Origin of the sequence: Methylomonas koyamae (genome assembly GCF_019669905.1) — a bacterium.
Classification (GTDB): domain Bacteria; phylum Pseudomonadota; class Gammaproteobacteria; order Methylococcales; family Methylomonadaceae; genus Methylomonas; species Methylomonas koyamae.
Window position 1 is genome coordinate 793,836 of the sequence record NZ_AP019777.1, and the last position, 20,724, is coordinate 814,559.

General features: G+C 57.1%; 14 protein-coding genes. 5 read left to right on the forward strand and 9 right to left on the reverse strand.

Going from position 1 to position 20,724, the window contains the following annotated elements; translation table 11 throughout:
- Positions 1 to 2: 2 nt before the first annotated feature.
- From MKFW12EY_RS03885 to glgB, 5 genes are all read right to left on the reverse strand, one after another.
- Complete coding sequence (locus MKFW12EY_RS03885; protein ID WP_221054035.1) at positions 3 to 3,746, reverse strand: bifunctional diguanylate cyclase/phosphodiesterase; 3,744 nt, start codon at positions 3,744 to 3,746, stop codon at positions 3 to 5.
- Positions 3,746 to 4,783, reverse strand: a complete 1,038-nt coding sequence (locus MKFW12EY_RS03890; RefSeq protein WP_054761604.1) for an extracellular solute-binding protein — start codon at positions 4,781 to 4,783, stop codon at positions 3,746 to 3,748. The genes MKFW12EY_RS03885 and MKFW12EY_RS03890 overlap by 1 nt, the downstream gene beginning before the upstream one ends.
- A 120-nt stretch (positions 4,784 to 4,903) precedes the next feature.
- Entirely contained in the window at positions 4,904 to 5,692 is a 789-nt protein-coding gene (locus tag MKFW12EY_RS03895; protein WP_054761606.1) for a secretin N-terminal domain-containing protein, read from the reverse strand.
- The gene (gene glgA, locus MKFW12EY_RS03900; RefSeq protein ID WP_096875692.1) at positions 5,682 to 7,115 is read right to left on the reverse strand and encodes a glycogen synthase GlgA; all 1,434 of its coding nucleotides are present in this window, start codon (positions 7,113 to 7,115) and stop codon (positions 5,682 to 5,684) included. Before glgA ends, MKFW12EY_RS03895 begins: the two co-directional genes overlap by 11 nt.
- Before the next feature lie 8 nt (positions 7,116 to 7,123).
- Positions 7,124 to 9,304, reverse strand: coding sequence for a 1,4-alpha-glucan branching protein GlgB (glgB, locus tag MKFW12EY_RS03905; RefSeq protein ID WP_054761610.1), 2,181 nt, complete (start codon positions 9,302 to 9,304; stop codon positions 7,124 to 7,126).
- A 218-nt stretch (positions 9,305 to 9,522) separates the two neighbouring features.
- Here glgB and glgC point away from each other — a divergent pair, with 218 nt between their 5' ends.
- Genes glgC through malQ form a run of 3 tightly spaced genes read left to right on the forward strand, consistent with a single transcriptional unit; the run spans position 9,523 to position 13,974 of the window.
- Positions 9,523 to 10,803 carry a glucose-1-phosphate adenylyltransferase gene (gene glgC / locus MKFW12EY_RS03910; RefSeq protein ID WP_064020564.1) on the forward strand — a complete coding sequence of 427 codons (1,281 nt, stop codon included), beginning with the start codon at positions 9,523 to 9,525 and terminating at the stop codon, positions 10,801 to 10,803.
- Entirely contained in the window at positions 10,793 to 12,484 is a 1,692-nt protein-coding gene (locus tag MKFW12EY_RS03915; protein WP_054761613.1) for a glycoside hydrolase family 57 protein, read from the forward strand. The genes glgC and MKFW12EY_RS03915 overlap by 11 nt, the downstream gene beginning before the upstream one ends.
- A 17-nt stretch (positions 12,485 to 12,501) precedes the next feature.
- Complete coding sequence (gene malQ / locus MKFW12EY_RS03920) at positions 12,502 to 13,974, forward strand: 4-alpha-glucanotransferase (protein WP_064020566.1); 1,473 nt, start codon at positions 12,502 to 12,504, stop codon at positions 13,972 to 13,974.
- Positions 13,975 to 13,992: 18 nt separating this feature from the next.
- Here the strand turns inward: malQ and MKFW12EY_RS03925 are convergent, their stop codons facing one another.
- From MKFW12EY_RS03925 to msrA, 3 genes are all read right to left on the reverse strand, one after another.
- The gene (locus MKFW12EY_RS03925) at positions 13,993 to 14,853 is read right to left on the reverse strand and encodes a quinoprotein dehydrogenase-associated putative ABC transporter substrate-binding protein (protein WP_054761615.1); all 861 of its coding nucleotides are present in this window, start codon (positions 14,851 to 14,853) and stop codon (positions 13,993 to 13,995) included.
- Between the two features lie 91 nt (positions 14,854 to 14,944).
- Positions 14,945 to 16,798 (reverse strand): methanol/ethanol family PQQ-dependent dehydrogenase, encoded by a 1,854-nt coding sequence (locus MKFW12EY_RS03930; RefSeq protein WP_221054565.1) that lies wholly within the window; start codon positions 16,796 to 16,798, stop codon positions 14,945 to 14,947.
- 256 nt (positions 16,799 to 17,054) lie between these two features.
- A complete protein-coding gene (gene msrA, locus MKFW12EY_RS03935; protein ID WP_221054036.1) occupies positions 17,055 to 17,690 on the reverse strand; it encodes a peptide-methionine (S)-S-oxide reductase MsrA in 636 nt (211 codons plus the stop codon).
- Between the two features lie 77 nt (positions 17,691 to 17,767).
- Between msrA and hslO the strand changes: the two genes are divergently transcribed.
- Both hslO and MKFW12EY_RS03945 read left to right on the forward strand, forming a co-directional pair.
- A complete protein-coding gene (gene hslO / locus MKFW12EY_RS03940) occupies positions 17,768 to 18,649 on the forward strand; it encodes an Hsp33 family molecular chaperone HslO (RefSeq protein ID WP_221054037.1) in 882 nt (293 codons plus the stop codon).
- A gap of 7 nt (positions 18,650 to 18,656) precedes the next feature.
- On the forward strand, positions 18,657 to 19,430 hold the full coding sequence (locus MKFW12EY_RS03945) for a hypothetical protein (protein WP_054761616.1): 774 nt from the start codon (positions 18,657 to 18,659) through the stop codon (positions 19,428 to 19,430).
- Between the two features lie 48 nt (positions 19,431 to 19,478).
- Here the strand turns inward: MKFW12EY_RS03945 and MKFW12EY_RS03950 are convergent, their stop codons facing one another.
- Complete coding sequence (locus MKFW12EY_RS03950) at positions 19,479 to 20,651, reverse strand: phosphoglycerate kinase (RefSeq protein WP_221054038.1); 1,173 nt, start codon at positions 20,649 to 20,651, stop codon at positions 19,479 to 19,481.
- Between the last annotated feature and the right edge of the window lie 73 nt (positions 20,652 to 20,724).

Sequence of the window (20,724 nt, forward strand, 5' to 3'; positions counted from 1 at the left end):
GTTCAGTCCGGCCGCTCGGCCGCACTTAAAAACCGCTCGAAATCCTCGGCCGGCAATGGCCGCGAAAAGTGGTAGCCCTGGCCGAAGTCGCAGCCGGATTCCAGCAGCAAGCGGTGCTGGTTTTCGGTTTCCAGGCCTTCGGCGATCACCTGCATGCCCAGCTTGTGCGCCATGACGATGATGGCTTCGCATAACGCCATGTCGCTCGAGTCCGGCGCTAAATTGGCGACGAAGGAACGGTCGATTTTCAAATAATCGATATCGAATTTTTTCAGATAAGCCAATGCCGAATAACCGGTGCCGAAGTCGTCCAGCGATATCTGCATGCCGGCGTCGCGAAACGCTTGCAGGCTGTTTCGTACCACATTGCTGGCATCCAGCAGCAGTCCCTCGGTAATTTCCACGACCAGCCCTTGCCCCGCCAGCCCCAATTCCTGCAGATAGTCGAGCCATGCGTCGTGCGATTGGCTGCCGTAAAATTGCGCCGGAGATTTGTTGATACTGATCTGGAACTCGGGATGGTAATGCTCCCGCCAGCGCCGGGCTTGCCGCGCGGCCTGCTCGAACACCCAGTTGCCGATATCGACGATCAGGCCGTTGTCTTCGGCAATCGGGATGAACTCGGCCGGATTGATCGGCCCGCGCTCGGGGTGGTGCCAGCGCAATAGGGCCTCGGCCTTCATAATCTTGCCGGAAGCCAGTTCGACGATCGGTTGGTAGTAAAGCCGGAACTGGCCGTTTGCCAGCGCGCTACGCAAATCGCCGGCGATCAACATCCGTTTGTGGGCGGCGGCATGCATGGCTGGCGTGAAATAACAATAGCGGTTGCGGCCCTGATGCTTGGCGGCGTACATGGCCTGGTCGGCGTTTTTGATCAACGCATCGATTTTTTCGGCGTCTTGCGGATACAGGGTAATGCCGACGCTGGCCGATAAATAGGCGACCTTGTTTTTCAGTTGGAAGGGTTCGGCCAACGTTCGCAAAATACTTTGCGCAACCCGCTCGGCGCTGGCAATGTCGTCCAGTTCCGGCAGTATCATCGTGAATTCGTCGCCGCCGAGCCGCGCCACCGTATCCGATTCCCGCACGCAACGGCTCAAACGTAGCGCGGCGTCTTTCAACAGCATGTCGCCCATGTCGTGGCCCAGCGTATCGTTGATTTCCTTGAACCAGTCCAGGTCGATGAAAATCAGCGCCAGCGGCAAGCCGCTGCGTTGGCTCTTTTTGGTTTCCTGGTCCAGCCGGTCGTGGAACATGCGCCGGTTGGGCAAGCCGGTCAGCGGATCGAAATTGGCCTGGGTCCAGATCAATTCCTCGGATTGTTTTTTCTGGGTGATGTCCGAGAACATCGCCACGCGCCGGTGCGGGCTACCGTCGGCGTTGAAAATGGTGTTGATGGTCAGCAATTCGGCAAAGATCTCGCCGTTCTTGCGCCGGTTCCAAAGTTCGCCTTTCCAGTGGCCGCTGCTGCCGATTGCATGCAGCATGGCTTGGTAAAACTGCTCGCTCTGCCGATTCGAATTCAAGATGGCGTGGCTTTGGCCGGCTACCTCGGCCAGCGTATAGCCGGTCAGTTCGGTAAAAGCCGGGTTGACCGTGATGATGGCGCAGTCGGCATCCATCACTGCCATCGCTTCGCTGCTGTTCTGGTATACCAGCGACGCCAATTGCAGCGCCTCGGTGCTGCGGCTGCGTTCGACGGCAATGCCGGCCAGGTTGGCGGCCTGCTCTATGGCCAGCAAGTCGTCGGCATTCGGTGCGGCCGGTTTGTGTTGGTAAATCGCCAGGCAGCCGAGCAGTTTGCCGGAAGCGTCGCGGATCGGTTCCGACCAGCAGGCGCCGAGTCCGGCCTGGGCGGCCAGCTCTTTGAACGGTGCCCAATACGGATGCTGCTGGATGTCTTCGACGATGGTGCGCTCGACGCAATAGGCTGCGTTGGCGTGGTTGTCGGCACCGATCTCGACCGGCAAGCCTTCCAGCGCCCTGTCGGCTAAGCCCGGCAAGTGGGGCGCGGCCGCTATATGCAAGCGTTTGCCTTGCTCATCCAATAACAGGATCGAGCAGAGCAGGTCCGGATTCTGGGTTTCGACTGCCAGGACCACGGCGTCCAGAGTGCCGGCCAACGGCGCGCCCTTGGCGACCAGCTCCAGGACGTGGTTGTGGGCGCGTTCGCGGTCAGCCGCATGCTGGCGGTCGGAAATGTCCATGGCGATGCCGATCACGCCGACCGGTTTGCCGTTGATGTCTTGCAGCCGGGTTCGGGTAATCTGCAGGACCCGGCGCTTGCCGTCGGCGAATTTTACCCGTTCCAACGCTTGGTGGACCGGGTCGGCGCCGTTCAGGCAGGCCTGGTCGGCCACGCTAAAGCGGGCGGCCAATTCCTCGCCCAGCAATTCGGCCAAGTTCGGGTAGGCGACGACTTGCTTTTCCGGCAGGCCCAGATGGCTGCAAAAGGTCTTGTTGGCGAAGGCAAATCGCCGGTCCATGCCAATCAACCAGATGCCGACCGGAGCATTGTCCAGAATGGCGTGCAATTTCGCTTCGGACGCATACAATTCGGCGACCTGGGCGTTCAATTGTTGGGTCATCGACACGAAACTGTTGGCCAGATAACCGATTTCGTCGCGGCGGCCGGTAGGGGCCGCATCCAGGGTTTGCCCCAGTTGAAACCGGCTGACGGCCTGGGTCATCTGGTTCAGCGGCTTGGCCAGGATTCTGGCCAAAACCAATGAGATCGCGCTGGCCAGCAGGCTGAAGATCGCCGTGATCTCCACGACCTTCCAGCCCAGGGTATGGCTGCCGGCCAACACCTCGGCCAGCGGCGTGTAAACGCCCAACAGCGCGAAACGCCGGTTTTGCGGACCCAGCGGTAACTTGGCGAACGCCGCCAAAGACGATGCCGCCAAGGTTTGCTCGGTTCCGGTGGCAAATACCGCAGACGTGCGTTTGCCGTACAACACCTCGCCGACTTCGGGGATGTCGTCTTGTATCACGAAGCGGCGGCCGCGCTCGAAGCCGAAGGTTTTGGCCTGGTCGGGGTGGATCAGATAATCGCCGCTGCCGTTGCTGAGCAACAAGCGGATGCCGGCGGGCAATTTGCCGGCGATCAGTGTGAACAGGCCGTCCAGATCGACGTTGACCACTACCAGCGCGATGTAGCCGTCTGGCGCGGACCCAATCGGTACGGCGACGCGTACGGTCGGTTTGCCGAAACCCTGATGGGCGCCCAGTTCCTGGTTTAAATTGATCTCCGAGACGTATATCTCTTCGGTAGCGGGCAGGCTGAGGGTCTCGAATACATACGGAAAATGGTTTTTTTCCTGCAATTGCGCATCCGTCACGATTTGCACACTGTCGCGGTCGCGGTCGACCCGGACCAGTTCCTTACCGTAGCGCTGGGCGTGGATCAGCCGGACCTGGCTGTATTCCGGGTGGCTCTTCAGCAAGGCGGAAAACAGGTCGGCCAGTTGCGCCTTGGCCGCGGCCGGCTCGCTGCCGGGTTTGGCCAAGGCGATTTGCCGGCAAAGCGATAAATTCGCCAGTGTTTTTGCGTCTTTCGCGGTTGTGGCCAGCGCATCGCCGAAGCGGTGAGACAAGCCCTGGACCGTGCTCAACAATTGGGCCTGTGCGGCACCGACCAGCAATTGTCGGCTGCGGTCGTAGACGTAGTAACCGGTCAAACCGGTGGAAGCGGTGCCGAGCAACGCCAGCCAGAATCCCAGTTTGATGCCGACGCTCGCCCGCATTAAAACGCCTCGGGCGGTTCGCCGGAAATGATGCGGTCCCAAAGCCGCTTTTGCAACTCGGGATTGGCGACGGGTTCCAGCCAGACCAGTTTTTGCCGGGTTTCGCCGCCGGGCTGGACGGTAACGGTATTGGCCAGGCCGTGGCGAATGCTGAGGCGTTCGCTGACGGCCGGTTCCAGCGTGTAATCGATCCATTGTGCGGCCAAATCCGGGTTGCCTGTGTTGCGGGTAACGGCCCAGCAGTCCAGCCAAGCCAGCGCGCCTTCTTGCGGAATGACGTAGCCGACATCGGCGCCGGCATCGCGCAAGGCCTTCAATTGTTGGTTGCCGTAATTGCCGAACACCAGCGCAACGTCGTGGCGGGTAAACAGTTCCACCGCTTCTTCCGCAGTCGAATAAAAAGTCAGCACGTTGCGGCGCAATTTCGCCAGTTCCCGCGCGGCTGTGGCCAGCTCGCGATCGGAGAGGCGAAACGGGTCGGCGGCCCCCAGCAACAGCCCGACCAACGAGAAATTATGGTTGCTGGTATTGAACGCCAGCACCCGGCCCCGGTAGGCCGTATCCCACATTGCGGCCATCGATCGCGGCGCTTCGGCCATGGTTTTGCGGTTGTAGATCAAGCCCATTTCCGCGTAGGTGTAGGGGATTGCAAATACTTGCCCCTGCCGTACCAAGCCGGGAATCGCATGCAGATCGCGGAAGCGCGGCAATTGCCGGGCATGATTGGCGAGCCGGCCGGGATCGAGCGCCTGTACCAAATGCCGGTCGATATAACGCTGCAATTCGGCGGTATTGACTGCAAACACGTCGTAGGCGGCGCTGTTGATTTTGTACCACAGGTCGTCGTCGGAATTGGCGTAAGTTACTTCCACTGCGGCGCCGTGGCGAATTTCGAACTCGCGGACGGTATCGGCGTCGGCGTAACCGGCCCAGGCCAAAATTCGCAGAATATCCTGTGCGGCTGCCGGCGCAGGGCAGAGCGCGGCAATAAACGCAATCGCCGCGATTGCGGCCAAGGATAGAAAACGTGGAGTCATATAGGGTGTGACTTACGCGCGGTTGACGAAGATGCCTAAGTATATTGGCGGATGAGGCCGGGCGTGGGCCGATCGACGCTGAAAACGTCGCCGGCACGGCATTTTGCCGACTAAAACCGATTAATCGGCGGTTTCCACTTTTATCAGTATCCGCAGCCGGTTGTGCCGGCTAGCGTGGTTGAAGCTATCGAAGCCGCTACCTTGGCTATTTTCGTCGTCGACGTTGCCGGCGATTTCGACCCATTCGCCCAGATTGGCGCGTATCGAGGTCTGCGCCGATTGGGTGTCGAGTTGGCCGTTCTGGCGAAAGCGGTCCGACCAGGGGGCGACATCGAGGACCACTTGCTGGCCGACCAAGCGCGGTGTGACGGCGAAGCCGGTCGTCGCTTCGACCATTTGGGTGTTACTGTAGACGGTGGCGCCGTAACCGTACTGGTAGACGTTGTGGCTATGTACCGGCCGGACTTCGCCGGTTCTGATGATGGCCGGCTGGCCTTCCAGGGTACGCAATTGTTGGTGTTGCTGGCGGTTTTCCAAATCGGCCGTGTTGCCGACCATGCCCCGCATCCGAATCGCATGCGGCGACACGGCGATTGCCGCCTCAGCGTTGAGTTCGGCGGCGGTTTTGGTACTGGTCTGCAACACGCTGATCATAAGATTGCTGAGGCGGGCGTCCAGTTTGCGGACCAGCGATTGGATATTCGCCAGCCGTTCCGGGCTGGTTCTGACGATCAGGCTGCTGCCGTTGTCCACCACCCGGTCTTCGCCGTCCAGTAGCGGCGCCAACAACGGCAGGATTTCGGCAGCCGGCCGGTTGGCGAGCGGAATCACTTCCATCACCGGCTCGCCGGCCAGCGTGGTTTGCCCGGCTAATACCACCAGCGCCAGGCAAACCGCCTTATATTTCATCGTACAAGGCCAGGTATTGTGCCGCGCTGTTTTTCCACGAGAAATCCTTGGCCATCGCATTGCGTTGGATCTGGCGCCAGATTTTGGGATTGTGGAACAGGACCAGGCTGCGCTTGATGGCTTCGATCAATGCCGCCGCCGAGGCATCGTTGAAAGAGATGCCGCTGGCCGTACCGTTGGCGATGCTTTCCGGTAGGGAGTCGACCACGGTATCGGCCAGGCCGCCGGTTCTTCGGACAATCGGGATGGTGCCGTAACGTTGGCTGTACATTTGGTTCAGTCCGCAAGGTTCGAACCGCGACGGCATCAGGAAGATGTCGGAGCCGGCTTCGATCCGGTGCGCCAAACGCTCGTCGTAGCCTATCGTCACGGCCACTTTTTCCGGATAGAGCCGGGCGAATTCCTGCAAGCGGTATTCTATGCTCTTGTCGCCGCTGCCCAGCAAGGCGAATTGCAGCGGTAAGTTCGTCATTTCGGCCAGACAGTTCAATACTAAGTCTATGCCCTTCTGTTCCACCAGCCGGCCGATCAGGCCGAATAACGGCACATCGGCCTCGACCGGTAGGCCCAACTCCTGTTGCAACGCAGCTTTATTGGCCTGTTTGCCTTCCAACTTGTCCGCCGTGTAATTGTGCGCCAGATAACTGTCGCTGCTCGGGTCCCAAACTGTCGTATCGATGCCGTTAATGATGCCGCTCAGTTGTTGTTGCTTGTGCGCCAGCAAGCCTTCCAGGCCGTAGCCGAATTCCGGAGTCTGGATTTCCTGAGCGTAGGTGGGGCTGACCGTGGTGATGCGGTCGGAATAGGCCAAACCGCCCTTGATGAACGACAGCATGCCGTGGAATTCGAGCCCTTCCGGGTGCAACAACTGGCCGGGCAAATTCAGTTGCGAATAGGCGCTGCCGGGAAACAGGCCCTGGTAAGCCATGTTATGGATCGTAAACACCGTTGCTGGCCGCTCCTGCTCCAACGACAACAGCGCCGGCGCCAGTCCGGTTTGCCAGTCGTTGCAATGCAGGATGTCGGTGCGCCAGTCCAGGTAGGCCCGGTTCATCGCCACTTCGACGATGATGCGGCAAAACAGCGCAAAGCGTTCGCCGATATTGGCCCAGGGCCGACCGGCTTCGTCCAGGTAGGGGTTGCCGGGGACGTTGAAAAACGGCGGGTAATCGACCAGCCAGACGATGACGTTGCTGTCCGGCAACCGGGTTTCCAATAAGTTGACGTCGCAATTGTTGACGCGCACCGTACACAGGTAGCGGCCCGGTTCGCAGTTCTTGATGGCCTGGTAGTTGGGCATGATGATGCGCACGTCCTGGCCCAAATCGGCCAAGGCTAGCGGCAAACTGCCGGCGACGTCAGCCAGGCCGCCGGTTTTGATCAGGGGATGGGTTTCGCTGCTGGCGAACAGAATTTTTTTCATGTGGCAAATTACATTTTCAAGATGATGCCGGCCAAGGGCGGTAACGTGATCGCAATCGAGTGTTGTTGGCCCATCCACGGTTGCGGTTCGCTAAGCACGGCGCCATTGCCAAGGTTGCTACCATCGTAGTATTGCGAATCGGAATTGAATATCTCGTAGTAGGTGCCGGGATTGGGCACGCCGATCCGGTAACTTTCCCGCGGCACCGGCGTAAAGTTCAGCACCACGATCAAGTCTTCGTGCGCAGATTTGCGGCGGTAACTGATGATGGATTGCTGGTAGTCGTGGCAGTCGATCCATTCGAAGCCTTGGTGTTCGAAATCGTAACGGTGCAACGCGGCATGGTTGCGGTAAAGTTTGTTCAGATCCTTGACCAGCGTCTGTAAGCCGCGATGGTGGGCGTAATCCAGTACGTACCAGTCCAGCGTACGGTTGCAGCTCCATTCGGTGCCCTGGCCGAATTCGCAGCCCATGAACAACAGTTTTTTACCGGGATAGGTAAACATCATCGTGTACAACAGACGCAGGTTGGCGAAGCGCTGCCATTCGTCGCCGGGCATTTTGTTCAGCATCGAGCCTTTGCCGTGTACCACTTCGTCGTGGGAAAACGGCAGTACGAAGTTTTCGGTAAATGCATAGAGCAGGCCGAAAGTCAGCGAATCGTGATGGTAGGAGCGGTGGATCGGTTCCTCCTGCATGTAATGCAGAATGTCGTGCATCCAGCCCATGTTCCATTTCATCGAGAAACCCAGGCCGCCGGTCCAGGTCGGCCGGGTCACTTGCGGCCACGAGGTGGATTCCTCGGCCATGATCACGGTGCCGGGGTGCTGCTCGTGAGTGACGGTATTCATGTGGCGCAAGAAGTCGATCGCTTCCAGGTTTTCGTTGCCGCCGTACATGTTCGGAATCCAGTCGTTGGCGTCGCGCGAGTAATCCAGATACAGCATAGACGCCACCGCATCGACCCGCAGGCCGTCCAGATGGAATTCCTCCAGCCAGAAGAAGGCGCTGGACAGCAGGAAGTTTTTCACTTCGTTACGGCTGTAGTTGTAGATCAGTGTGCCCCAATCGCGGTGTTCGCCTTTGCGCGGGTCTTCGTGTTCGTACAACGGGGTGCCGTCGAAGCGGCCCAGCGCGAAGCTGTCCTTCGGGAAATGGGCCGGGACCCAATCCAGAATCACGCCGATACCGTTCTGGTGGCAATGGTCGACGAAAAAGCGGAAGTCGTCCGGCGTGCCGTGGCGGCTGGTCGGCGCGAAATAACCGGTGGTCTGGTAGCCCCAGGAAATGTCCAGCGGATGTTCGGTGACCGGCAACAGTTCGATGTGGGTAAAGCCCATCTCCTTGACGTAATCGACCAATTGTTCGGCCAGTTCGCGGTAGTTCAGGAAATTGCCGCGATGGTCGCGCCGCCATGAACCCAGATGTACCTCGTAGATCGACATCGGTTGGTGCAGCCAGTCGTGTTGCGGCCTTTGTTCCATCCAGGCGCCGTCGCCCCAGGTGTAAGCGTTCTCGTCGACGACGACCGCCGCGGTGGCCGGGCGAAATTCGAATTGTTGGCCGTAGGGGTCGGTTTTAACCAGCACCTGGCCGCTGTGGCGATTGAGGATTTCGAATTTGTACAGGCAGCCGGCGCTCAAGCCCGGAATGAAGATTTCCCAAATGCCGCTGCTGCCCAGGCTGCGCATCGGATGGCCGCGGCCGTCCCAGCGGTTGAAATCGCCGATGACGCTGACCCGTTGCGCATTAGGCGCCCAGACCGCGAAATGCACGCCCTCAATGCCGTCGACCGTAAGCTGGTGTGCGCCGAGCTTTTGGTAAATGTGCCAATGCCGGCCCTCGCCGAACAAATGCTGGTCGAATTCCGGCAACACCGGGCCGAAGCAATAGGGGTCGTAGTGGCGGTGAGTATGGCCGTCCTTGTCCAACCAGGACAATTGGTAGTGCGCAGGAATAACGGCGGTTTTGCCGGGGCGGTATTCGAAGAAATCGCTGTCCGGGATGCGCTGGAATTCGCCGCCGTCGGCTTCGAATTTGACGGATTCGGCGTAGGGCAAAAAGGTGCGGATGATGGTGTCGCTGCCTACGGTATGGCGGCCCAAGACCGAGAAAGGATCGTGATGCTTGGCATCTTTGATTTTGACGAGTTCTGAATCAAGCGAATGTAATTGGCTTGGCTTGTTCATTTTGCAGGGCCTCAGTATAGTTAGGTTTAGCGTTTGGCGGGGACGGCAATTGGGTTAAAACACCGACGTTATTAATAGCAATGCGCTTGGGTTTTTACTTTTCCGTGAAGAGTAACGATAATGGCTCAGCGCGGCAAGTGGCAGGTCGAGAAATCTGTGTCAACCCGTCGGTGTCCGTATTTGCAGTAGTGAAGCTTATCAATTGAATGAGGAATTACATGTCAGTCGTCGATACACATCAGCAGGAGAGACGGGTAAACGATTTAACCCGCAATACCATCGCTTTAATTCTGGCTGGCGGCCGCGGCTCGCGGTTGAAGAATATGACGGACTGGCGGGCAAAGCCTGCGGTACCCTTTGGCGGCAAGTTTCGGATTATCGACTTTCCTCTGTCGAACTGCATCAACTCGGATATCCGCAAGATCGGCATCCTGACCCAATACAAAGCCGATTCTTTGATTCGGCACATCCAGCAAGGCTGGGGCTTTCTGCGCGGCGAATTCGGCGAATACGTGGATTTGATGCCGGCGCAGCAACGCCACGACGAACACTCCTGGTATCAGGGCACAGCCGATGCGATCTACCAAAACATCGACATCCTGCGGGCGCGCAATCCTGAATTCGTGCTGGTGTTGGCCGGCGACCACATCTACAAAATGGATTACTCGGTGATGCTGGCCGACCATGTCGCCAACAAGGCCGACCTGACTATAGGCTGTATCGAAGTGTCGCTGGAAGATGCCAAGGCCTTCGGCGTGATGCATGTCGACGACAATCGCCGGGTCAAGGCTTTCGTCGAAAAGCCGGAGAACCCGCCGGTGATGCCGGGCCGGGAAAACACCGCGCTGGCGTCCATGGGTATTTACATTTTTAACGCCGGCTTCCTGTTCGAACAACTGATCAAAGACGCCGACACCAAAGGTTCCAGTCGCGATTTCGGCAAAGACATCATTCCGTCGGTGATCGACAAATACCGGGTCAACGCCTATCCGTTTTTGGATTTGCAAAGCGGCCAACAAAGCTACTGGCGCGACGTAGGCACGATCGACGCCTACTGGACCGCTAATATGGAATTGGTTGGCGTCAAACCGGACCTGAATCTGTACGACAACACCTGGCCGATCTGGACCTACCAGGCGCAGACGCCGCCGGCCAAATTCGTGTTCGACGACGACGACCGCCGCGGCCAGGCCATCGACTCGATGGTATCCGGCGGCTGCGTGATATCCGGCGCGATCGTGCGCCACTCGCTGTTATTCTCGCAAGTGCGGGTCAATTCCTACAGTACCGTGCAGGATTCGGTGGTGCTGCCGGAAGTGAATATCGGCCGCCATTGCCGGATCAAGAAAGCGATCATCGAAAAAGGCTGCCAGGTGCCGGAAGGCACCGTGATCGGCGAGAACCGGGCCGACGACGAAAGACGCTTCCACGTCAGCGAGGGCGGAGTCGTATTGGTGACCTCCGATATGTTGGGCCAACGCCGGAATTATGTCCGCTAAAAAATTGAAGCTGGTGCTGTGTTGGCACATGCACCAGCCCGAATACCGCGATATGCAGAGCGGCGAGTTCAAGTTGCCTTGGACTTATCTGCATGTGATCAAAGATTACGTGGATATGGTCGCCCATCTGGAGGCCGCGCCGGCCGCGAAGGCGGTCGTCAATTTCGCCCCTATCCTGCTGGAGCAGATCGAAGATTATTCCAACCAGGTCAACGGCTATTTGCATGATCGGATCGCGATCAAGGATCCGTTACTGGCGGCCTTGGTCGAGCCGGCTATCTCGGCCGATCCGGAGCGGCGGTTGAAATTATTGCGCGATTGCAAAAAAGCCAACCGCGAACGCCAGATCGAACGCTACCCCGCGTTTCGCAAGCTGATCGATATGGCGGATTGGGTCCAGGCGCATCAGGATTCGGTCAACTACGTCAATTCCCAATTCGTTTCCGATATTCTAGTCTGGTACCATCTGGTTTGGATGGGGGAAACCGTCAAGCTCAGCGACGGCCGGGTGCAGCGCCTGATCGAGAAAGGCAGCGGATTCAGTCTGCACGACCGGATCGAAATCGTCGAAATCATTGGCGACTTGTTATCCCGCGTCATCTACCGTTACAAATCGCTGGCCAGAAAAGGCCGCATCGAATTGTCTGTCACTCCTTACGCCCATCCGATCATGCCGCTGATGCTGCAAATCGATTGCGCCCGCGAGGCCATACCCGGCATCTCATTACCCGCGCTGGAGCACTACCCCGGCGGCGAGGAGCGGGTGCGTTGGCATTTGCAGAAGGGCGTGGCCACGTTTCGTCATTTCTTCGGCTTCGAGCCGCAAGGTTGCTGGCCGTCTGAGGGCAGTGTCAGCGAGCGGACGTTGCAGATTCTGGCCGAAGCCGGTTTTCGTTGGGCCGCCAGCGGCGGAAACGTCTTGCACAACAGTTTGCATGCCTCGGGCATCGCCGGAAATTGCAGTCCGCACCAACCGTTCAAAGTGCATTCTGCAGATATCGCCTGTTTTTTTCGGGACGACGGTTTGTCCGATTTGATCGGTTTCGAGTATTCCAAGTGGCATGCCGACGACGCGGTGGCCGATTTGATCAAACATCTGGAAAATATCGCCGATTTCGACAGCCGGGAGCCTTTGGTGTCGATCATTATGGACGGCGAAAATGCTTGGGAATATTTTCCGGATAACGGCTATCATTTTCTTAGCGCTTTGTACCGCCGGCTGAGCGAACATCCACGTATCGAGCTGACCACCTTTGCCGAGTATTTGGATAACGCCGAAGCCCGGATGGATGCGCTGCCGAAGTTGGTGGCCGGAAGCTGGGTCTACGGTACTTTCTCGACCTGGATCGGCGATGCCGATAAGAATTACGGCTGGGATATGTTGGGCGACGTCAAGGCGGCGTTCGACCGGGCCGTCGCTAACGGCAAGCTCAACGAGCAGCAACTGCTGCAGGCGCAAAGCCAATTAGGGGTGTGCGAAGGTTCGGACTGGTTTTGGTGGTTTGGCGACTACAATCCCGGTGAAGCGGTCAGCGACTTCGAAAAGCAGTACCGGCTCAATCTGACCAACCTTTACCGGTTGTTGGGAGAAGAGCCGCCGGCTTACCTGGCCTTGTCGTTCACGCAAGGCAGCGGTAATCCAGCAATGGGCGGCGCAATGCGCCGCGGTAATCAAATATAAGAAAATGGAACTAGTTCATGGGTGCTCTCTTGGATAAACGCCGCGCGGGCGTTTTGCTACACATTACATCCTTGCCGGGGCGCGGAGAGTGTGGCGATTTGGGAAGGGAAGCGTTTCATTTTGTCAATTTCTTGCACGACACCGGGGTGACGGTTTGGCAGACCTTGCCGCTCGGCATGCCGCACGGCGACGGCTCGCCTTACCAGTGTTTGTCGGCCCATGCCGGCAATCCGGCATTGATCAATCTGGAATGGCTGACTGAGAAGGGGTGGCTGCAGGCTACCGACCGTTGCGGCGATTGCCATACCAATGCCGAATTTACCAAGAGTTGTCTGGTAACAAAGGCGTTCTACGGCTTCCAGAATCTGGCCGATGCCGAGCAGCAGCTGGATTTTCAGCGGTTTTGCCGGGAAAAGGCCGGCTGGCTCGACGATTTCGCGCTGTTTATTGCATTGCGTAACGTATTCGGCCACAAATGCTGGAACGAATGGCCGGAAGCATTGCGGCAACGCGAACCGAAAGCGTTGAGCGAATCCCGGCAATTATTGAAAGCGGTAATCGATTCGATCAAATTCGAACAATACGTGTTCTTCAAGCAATGGCATGAATTGAAGGATTATGCCGCCCGCCACGGCGTGCTGATGTTCGGCGACATTCCGATTTTCGTTTCCTACGACAGTGCCGACGTTTGGGCCAACCGGGACGTGTTCAAGCTGAACGCGGCCGGCGAGATGGAAGTGGTGGCCGGCGTGCCGCCGGATTATTTTTCCGAGTTCGGCCAGCGCTGGGGTAATCCGCATTACGACTGGGAGTATTTGCGGAAAACCGGTTTCAAGTGGTGGCTGGAGCGGATCGAATCGCAATACGAGATGTTCGATGTGCTCAGAATCGACCATTTCCGCGGACTCGAGGCGGCATGGGAAATTCCGGCTAACGAAGATACCGCGATCAATGGCCGCTGGGTCGTGGCGCCCGGGGCCGAGTTATTGGCCGAAATTCAACGCCATTTCGGCTCGCTATCGTTGGTTGCGGAAGATCTGGGCATCATCACTGCGGAAGTCGAAGCCTTGCGCGACGATTTCAGTTTGCCCGGCATGAAGATTTTGCAATTTGCCTTCGGCGACGACAGCCGCAACCCCTATTTGCCGTGCAATTACCATAAGAATTGCGTGGTGTATACCGGTACCCACGACAACGATACTACGTTAGGCTGGTTCGACGGGCTCAACGACGGCGAAAAGCAGCGCATTTACGACTACCTGGGCTGGTCCAGCCTGCCGATGCCGAGCGCGCTGATCCATGCCGCTATGGGATCGGTAGCCAATCTGGCGGTGATTCCGATGCAGGATATTTTGAAGCTAGGTTCGCCGGATCGGATGAATACGCCGGGGACCACCGAGGGTAATTGGCGCTGGCGCTTCGATTGGTCGCAATTGTCCGACGATAAAGCCGGACATTTTGCCCACTTAGTCAGGTTGTTCGGCCGCTGACGCGGCCGAATCCCGCAGTCAATCGTCGTCGTCTTTCTTCGCCGGTTTTTCCGGAATAGGTAGCGACGGAATTTTGTAGTCGGCAATGATCGCCTGGATTTTTGCCTGATTCTTGTCGATCAAGTCGTTAAGCTGTTGCTTGCGCTGATTGTCGCCTTGGCGGATTCCCATCGCAATCGAGAAATCGAAGCGGGTTCCCGCTGAGGATTGCATCGGCATTGCAATATAGCCGTTCTTGGCGCTCTGGTTTTGTACGTAAGCCGCCATCGGGCCCCATAAAATCACCATGTCGATTTTCCCTGCGCGCAGTTCTTTCTCGATCTGCATCGCGACATTATGCTCGCTGTCGCCGGTCATGCTTTGGTAAGGGACGCCGTAATCCAATAGCCCGTTCTGTTGCAGCCAGTCGGTACCGGGGCCGCGGTCGAACATGGCGATTTTCAGTTTCTGCTGCCGTTGCTCAGGCAATTGCGCTAGTTGGTTAGGCTCTTTGATATCGTCCCAGCCGCGGCCTTTTGCAATCAATAAGACGTAGGTCGAATGCAGATAGGGTTTGGTGGTTTCGGTCAATTCGAAGCCGGCCGGTACGCCCATCACCACGTCGCACTTGAAGCCTTCGCCATTGTCGTTTTCCGCTTTCAAAGTATTGCGGATGAAGCCGATGCGGTCCGGCAACCAGGTATATTCCAGTTCCTGGCCCAATTGGTCGGCAAACAGTGCGGCGATTTTATTCTCGTAGCCGGTGAGCTCCTTGGTGGAATAGGGCGGATTTACCGGGTCCGCACAGACTTTGAACTTATCCTGGGCTTGGCTGTTGGCCATGGGGGCGACCAAGGCGAGATATAAGGCCCAGGTAGCGAGGGTCGAATTGGCTTTCATGAAAATTCCTGTACTGGTTTTCTTGGCATAAAAAAGCCTTGGCCGATTGCTCGGCCAAGGCTTGCTTTACTGAGGTCCGAAAAGTCGGATCTTAGTTAGGCAGAGCGAACACGGTCAGTGTACCACCCAATTTGGTATAAGAACCCAAGCTTCTGTACGCACCAACCGCACCCAGACCTTCCGAGTTGGTTGAGGACGAGCCGTCGTCCAGGCCGGCAGCGATACCGATACCGGCCCAGCCGCCGATACCTGACAGAACGCCGACGTATTGTTTGCCGTTGAATTCCCAGGTGTTGACGTTGCCGATGATGCCGGATGGGGTTTTGAATTTGTACAATTCTTTACCGGTTTTGGCATCAACCGCTTTCAGGTAGCCTTCCAGCGTGCCGTAGAATACGACGCCGCCGGCGGTAGCAACAGAACCTGACCAAACAGAGAATTGTTCTTTGTTTGACCAAACGATTTTGCCGGTTTTTGCGTCAAATGCGGTGAATTGACCCAAGTTGGTGCTATCGTCTTTTTTGCCGGTCAGTACGTCAGCGCCTGCTGGCATCATTGACAGGGTAGCGCCTACGTACGGTTGACCCGCAGTGTAGCTAACTTCAAACGGTTCGTACTCCATGCACAAGTGGTTGCCGGAGATATAGAACAAGCCTGTTTGTGGAGAGTAAGACACAGGAGCCATGTTTTTGGCACCCAACGCCGCAGGGCAAGTACCTACGGTGTTAACGTCTTCGCCGTTGTGCTCAGTTGAGAACTCAGGCACGACTTGTGGGCGACCGGTTTTCATGTCGACGTGGGTCAGCCAGTTGACGGATTTATCGAATTTCTCAGCCACCAACAGTTCGCCGGTTTCGCGATCCAGAGTGTAACCTACACCGTTACGGTCAAAGTGCACGATGGTTTTATGCATTTTGCCTTTGACTTCTTGATCAACCAAAACGGTTTCGTTGATACCGTCGTAGTCCCACTCGTCGTGTGGCGTCATTTGGTAAACCCATTTGACTTCACCGGTGTCGGCGTCACGCGCCCACAAAGACATGGACCATTTGTTGTCGCCCGGACGTTGTACAGGGTTCCAGGTGGATGGGTTGCCTGAACCGTAATAGACCAGATTCAATTTAGGATCGTAAGAGTACCAGCCCCAAGTGGTGCCGCCGCCGATTTTCCATTGGTCGCCTTTCCAGGTCGCCAAGCCGGAATCAGCTCCCAGCGGGGTGACTTTGCCATCTTGCCAAGTGGTGGATTTGCCCGGTTTGATCAGAGTGTCCTTGTCCGGACCCATGCTGTAACCTTTCCATGCCAATTGGCCGGTTTTGATGTCGTAGGCAGCCAGGAAGCCGCGAACGCCGAATTCGCCGCCGGAAATACCGGTGATGACTTTATCTTTAACCACGATAGGTGCGTTGGTGTTGGTCATACCCAGTTTCGGGTCGCCGTTTTGCACGCTCCATACGCGTTTGCCGGTTTTGGCATCCAGTGCGGTCAGAACGGTGTCCGATTGTTGCAGGAAGATTTTGCCGTCGCCGTAAGCCAAGCCGCGGTTAACCGTGTCGCAGCACATAACCGGAATGGTTACGTCGGCGTCCATGGTCGGGGTGAATTCCCAGATCACCGCTTTGGTGGTTTGGTCGATAGCGTAAACAGTGTTTGGGAACGGAGTGTGAATAAACATTACGCCGTTAACAACCAGAGGACCGCCTTCGTGACCGCGCAATACACCGGTTGAGAAAGACCAGGCAGGTTGCAGGTTTTTAACGTTCTGAGTGTTGATTTGTGACAATTTGCTGTAACGGGTACCAGCGTAGTCGCCACCCCAAGTTGCCCAGTTGGCGGGGTTTTGAGTTAATTTCTCAACGTCTTCGTTCGCGGTAGATACGGTTGGTGCAGCAAGAATCGTCGCTACAGCCGAAGCAAGCAGCCAGTTGTATACAGGCTTCTTCATATGTTTCCTCCTGGTAATCTGCGGATGAGACAGAATACGGTTTTGTGTTGTTAAGACTAATATTAGTATTAAAGCTCTGTTTGGATGACTGACCTGTTTAGGTCGTTCGGTAAGCGCCGAACGCAGAGGTAGAGCCACACCAGGCGCGTAAATTGAAGGATTTTTTCCTAAAAGTCAACCGGAAAAACTCTGCTTGGAAGGCCTGGAAACGATAATGCCAAGACTTATAACGCCTTAGCATTCGGCACCGTTTTATTCAGCGCGGGTAACAAATCCCCAGTCCGCCGAGGCCGCAATAACCGTCCGGGTTTTTCGCCAGATATTGCTGGTGTTCCAGTTCGGCATAGTAAAACGGCGGCGCGTCGCGGATTTCGGTCGTGATCGGCGGCAGGCCGGCGCCGGCCAATGCCGCCTGGTATGCAGCCAGGCTGGCGTTGGCGGCGGCAAGTTGCGGTTCGCCGTAGCAGTAAATGGCTGAACGGTACTGGGTGCCGACGTCGTTGCCCTGGCGCATGCCTTGGGTCGGATTGTGCGATTCCCAAAACACGGCCAACAGCGCAGGGTAGCTGACGGTGTGCGGATCGAATACGACCAGTACTACCTCGGCGTGGCCGGTCAGGCCGCTGCAGACTTCCTGATAAGTCGGATTGGGCGTATAACCGCCGGCATAGCCGACTGCGGTGGCATAAACTCCGGCCTGCTGCCAGAACTTGCGTTCCGCTCCCCAAAAGCAGCCCATGCCGAACACGGCTTGCTGTAAATGTTCCGGAAACGGCGGATGGTAACAATGGCCGCTGACAGCATGTAGCGAGCCGCTGGCGATAGGCGTGGAGCGGCCCGGCAGGGCTTGTTCCGCCGTGGGCATCGCGGTTTTTTTGAGTAGAAAAGACATAACTGCTTCCCTCGGGTCGAATGATCGGACAGTGGGGGATTATAATCGCCGACCTTTCTTAACCGGTTAACGAAATCATGAAACAACAAGATTGCTTACGCCGCTTTATCTTTGAGGAGCATGGCGTGCGCGGCGAATGGGTTAGACTGCGGACCAGCCTGGCCGCAGCCAAACAGCACCAGCGGATAGTGGACGATGCGGTCGACGCGCAAATGGGCCAGGCGTTGGCGGCCGCGGTATTGCTGGCGGCGACTATTAAATTCAAAGGTGCAATGATTATGCAAATCCAGGGCGGCGGCGAGCTTAAGGCTGTGGTTGCCCAAGCCAGCAGCGACCGCAAAATACGCGGCCTGGTACGGAGCGCGGACAGCGTCGGCGGCACCAATCTGCGCGAAATGATCGGAGAAGGCGGCCGCTTGGTGCTGACCGTCGAATCCGAAAACGCCGAACCTTACCAAGGCATCGTCGGTGTCGAAGCCGATACGCTGGCCGAAGTGTTGGAAGTGTACTTCAAGCAATCGGAACAACTGAACACCCGTTTGTGGTTGTTCGCCGACCGCGACACCGCAGCCGGGCTGTTGCTTCAGGAATTGCCGGGCGAGCAAAAAGACCCGGCCGACTGGGAACGCCTGGAAATGTTGGCGGCTACCGTTACTGCCGAGGAAATGTTCGCGTTGGATTGCGAAGAACTGCTGTACCGCCTGTTTCATCAAGAAAAGGTCAGAATTTTCGAGGCGGAGATCGTGGAATTCAAATGCAATTGCTCGCGGCAAAAAATCGCCGGCACTTTAGCCGCCTTGGGACGGTCCGAATTGCACGCGATTTTGCAGGAGCGCGACGACATCGAAGTCGATTGCCAGTTCTGCGGCGCCCAGTACCGTTTTGATAAAATCGACGTAGAAAATTTGCTGGCCAATCCGGCGGCAGAAACCGAGACTAACCCGCCGACCCGGCATTGAGGAGGCTATGAAAACATTTACCCGAATTTTGCGCTGGTTGCTGGCTTTTACGCTGCTCAGCACGATGACCGGCTGCCTGCATTGGTTGCACGCCTATCAAACTTATTTACAGATGGACGAGTTCGACCGCTATTTCTCGGTGGTGTCGAAAGACGACTTCACCGTGCATTTCAAGAAACCCAAGTTATTCAGCGAAGACTTCGTCTCGCTGGCCAAACTGCATGCCAGCAGCGAAGAGCAGACTGCCGACGGCAAACGCTGGCGCTATTGGTTCCGGAAAATCGATAAGGATGGCAAGCAGGTGGCGCCGGAAGTCAGTTTCTACCTGGATCTGGCTTTCAATAAGGAAGATAAGGTCACCGACTGGACCTTTTCCAATCTGTTCCTGCAAATCGCGCCGCCGGAGTTTCTGGAAGCGTCGTTCCGTTCTTTGGGCGGTGCCGAAATCAACGAAGAGAAAAAGCAGTTGAAGGCCAAGGCCGACCAATTGGAAAAAATCGCCGCATTGCTGCCGAAGAAGTCTCAGGTGGTCAAGCAGTTGGGCGAGCCGTTGGAGATTACCCAAGAAGAGAAACAGGAAGTTTACCTGTACCACTTTCGCCTGGAAGCGAAGGAGATCGAAGAAGGTTACGAGGACCGGGCGTTGAGCGAGGTCAGGCTGATGTTCGATAAAGACACGGCAGAAATGGTGAAAATGTCCGGCCGTTTCGCCGGCCTGAAAATTTCGATCAACTACCGCGACTATCAGGAAGATAAGGATAAAGCCGTGGCCGGTTTGTAAGGCCGTTGCGGCCGGCTGCCACCAGCCGGCCGCATGCGCGGCTATCGATTAGCTGCGCGCTTTCAATACCGCAACTGCGGGCAGTTCCTTGCCTTCCAGGAATTCCAGGAAGGCGCCGCCGCCGGTAGAGGTGTAAGACACTTTATCGGCGATGCCGTATTTGTCGATAGCCGCCAGCGTGTCGCCGCCGCCGGCAATCGAGAACGCCGGGCTTTCCGCAATCGCCAGCGACAGGGATTTGGTGCCTTCGCCGAACTGGTCGATTTCGAACACGCCGACCGGGCCGTTCCAGACGATGGTGCCGGCGGTTTTCAGGATTTCCGCGTATTGTTTGGCGGTTTCCGGTCCGATGTCCAGGATCAAGTCGTCGGCTTCGACGTCGGCGACGTTTTTCACGGTAGCCGCAGCGCTTTCGGAGAATTCTTTGGCACAGACCACATCGACCGGCACCGGGATGTCGGCGCCGCGTTCTTTCGCGGAAGCGATCAAACGTTTGGCTTCCGGAATTAAATCCGCTTCATATAGCGATTTGCCGACGTTGTAACCGGCGGCCGCAATGAAGGTGTTGGCGATGCCGCCGCCGACGATCAGTTGGTCGACTTTGGTCGACAAGGATTCCAGCACGGTCAATTTGGTCGAAACCTTGGAACCGCCGACGATCGCGACCAACGGGCGGGCCGGCGTTTCCAGGGCTTTGCCCAGTGCATCCAGTTCGGCCGCCAACAGCGGGCCGGCGCAAGCGACGGCAGCATGCTCGGCAACGGCATGGGTTGAGGCTTCGGCGCGGTGAGCGGTGCCGAAGGCGTCCATCACGAAGATGTCGCACAGCGCGGCCATTTTTTGGCCGAGCTCGGCGCTGTTTTTCTTTTCGCCTTTATTGAAGCGCACGTTCTCGCACAGCACGACTTCGCCGCGCTTGACGTCGACGCCGTCCAGCCAATCTTTGACCAGACGCACCGGTTGGCCCAGCAATTGGGAAAAACGTTCGGCAACGGGTTGCAAGCTGGAGGCTTCGTCGTATTCGCCTTCGGTCGGACGGCCCAGGTGCGACATCAAAATCACCGCGGCGCCGCCGGCCAAAGCCGCTTCGACGGTCGGAACGCTGGCCTGGATGCGCAAGTCGCTGGTGACTTTACCGTCTTTGACCGGTACGTTTAAATCCTGGCGGATCAGGACGCGTTTGCCCGCCAGATCCAGATCGACCATTCGTTTGATAGACATAAGTTCTCCTATGGTTGAAATAAAAACATTATAAAGCGTAACACTGGGAGCGGCCTGAATTAAAAATCGTAAA

Bases quoted from the DNA above. Each gene is read 5' to 3' on its own strand.
- MKFW12EY_RS03885 (WP_221054035.1), bottom strand. From the start codon at position 3,746: ATGCGGGCGAGCGTCGGCATCAAACTGGGATTCTGGCTGGCGTTGCTC.
- MKFW12EY_RS03890 (WP_054761604.1), bottom strand. From the start codon at position 4,783: ATGACTCCACGTTTTCTATCCTTGGCCGCAATCGCGGCGATTGCGTTT.
- MKFW12EY_RS03895 (WP_054761606.1), bottom strand. From the start codon at position 5,692: ATGAAATATAAGGCGGTTTGCCTGGCGCTGGTGGTATTAGCCGGGCAA.
- glgA (WP_096875692.1), bottom strand. From the start codon at position 7,115: ATGAAAAAAATTCTGTTCGCCAGCAGCGAAACCCATCCCCTGATCAAA.
- glgB (WP_054761610.1), bottom strand. From the start codon at position 9,304: ATGAACAAGCCAAGCCAATTACATTCGCTTGATTCAGAACTCGTCAAA.
- glgC (WP_064020564.1), top strand. From the start codon at position 9,523: ATGTCAGTCGTCGATACACATCAGCAGGAGAGACGGGTAAACGATTTA.
- MKFW12EY_RS03915 (WP_054761613.1), top strand. From the start codon at position 10,793: ATGTCCGCTAAAAAATTGAAGCTGGTGCTGTGTTGGCACATGCACCAG.
- malQ (WP_064020566.1), top strand. From the start codon at position 12,502: ATGGGTGCTCTCTTGGATAAACGCCGCGCGGGCGTTTTGCTACACATT.
- MKFW12EY_RS03925 (WP_054761615.1), bottom strand. From the start codon at position 14,853: ATGAAAGCCAATTCGACCCTCGCTACCTGGGCCTTATATCTCGCCTTG.
- MKFW12EY_RS03930 (WP_221054565.1), bottom strand. From the start codon at position 16,798: ATGAAGAAGCCTGTATACAACTGGCTGCTTGCTTCGGCTGTAGCGACG.
- msrA (WP_221054036.1), bottom strand. From the start codon at position 17,690: ATGTCTTTTCTACTCAAAAAAACCGCGATGCCCACGGCGGAACAAGCC.
- hslO (WP_221054037.1), top strand. From the start codon at position 17,768: ATGAAACAACAAGATTGCTTACGCCGCTTTATCTTTGAGGAGCATGGC.
- MKFW12EY_RS03945 (WP_054761616.1), top strand. From the start codon at position 18,657: ATGAAAACATTTACCCGAATTTTGCGCTGGTTGCTGGCTTTTACGCTG.
- MKFW12EY_RS03950 (WP_221054038.1), bottom strand. From the start codon at position 20,651: ATGTCTATCAAACGAATGGTCGATCTGGATCTGGCGGGCAAACGCGTC.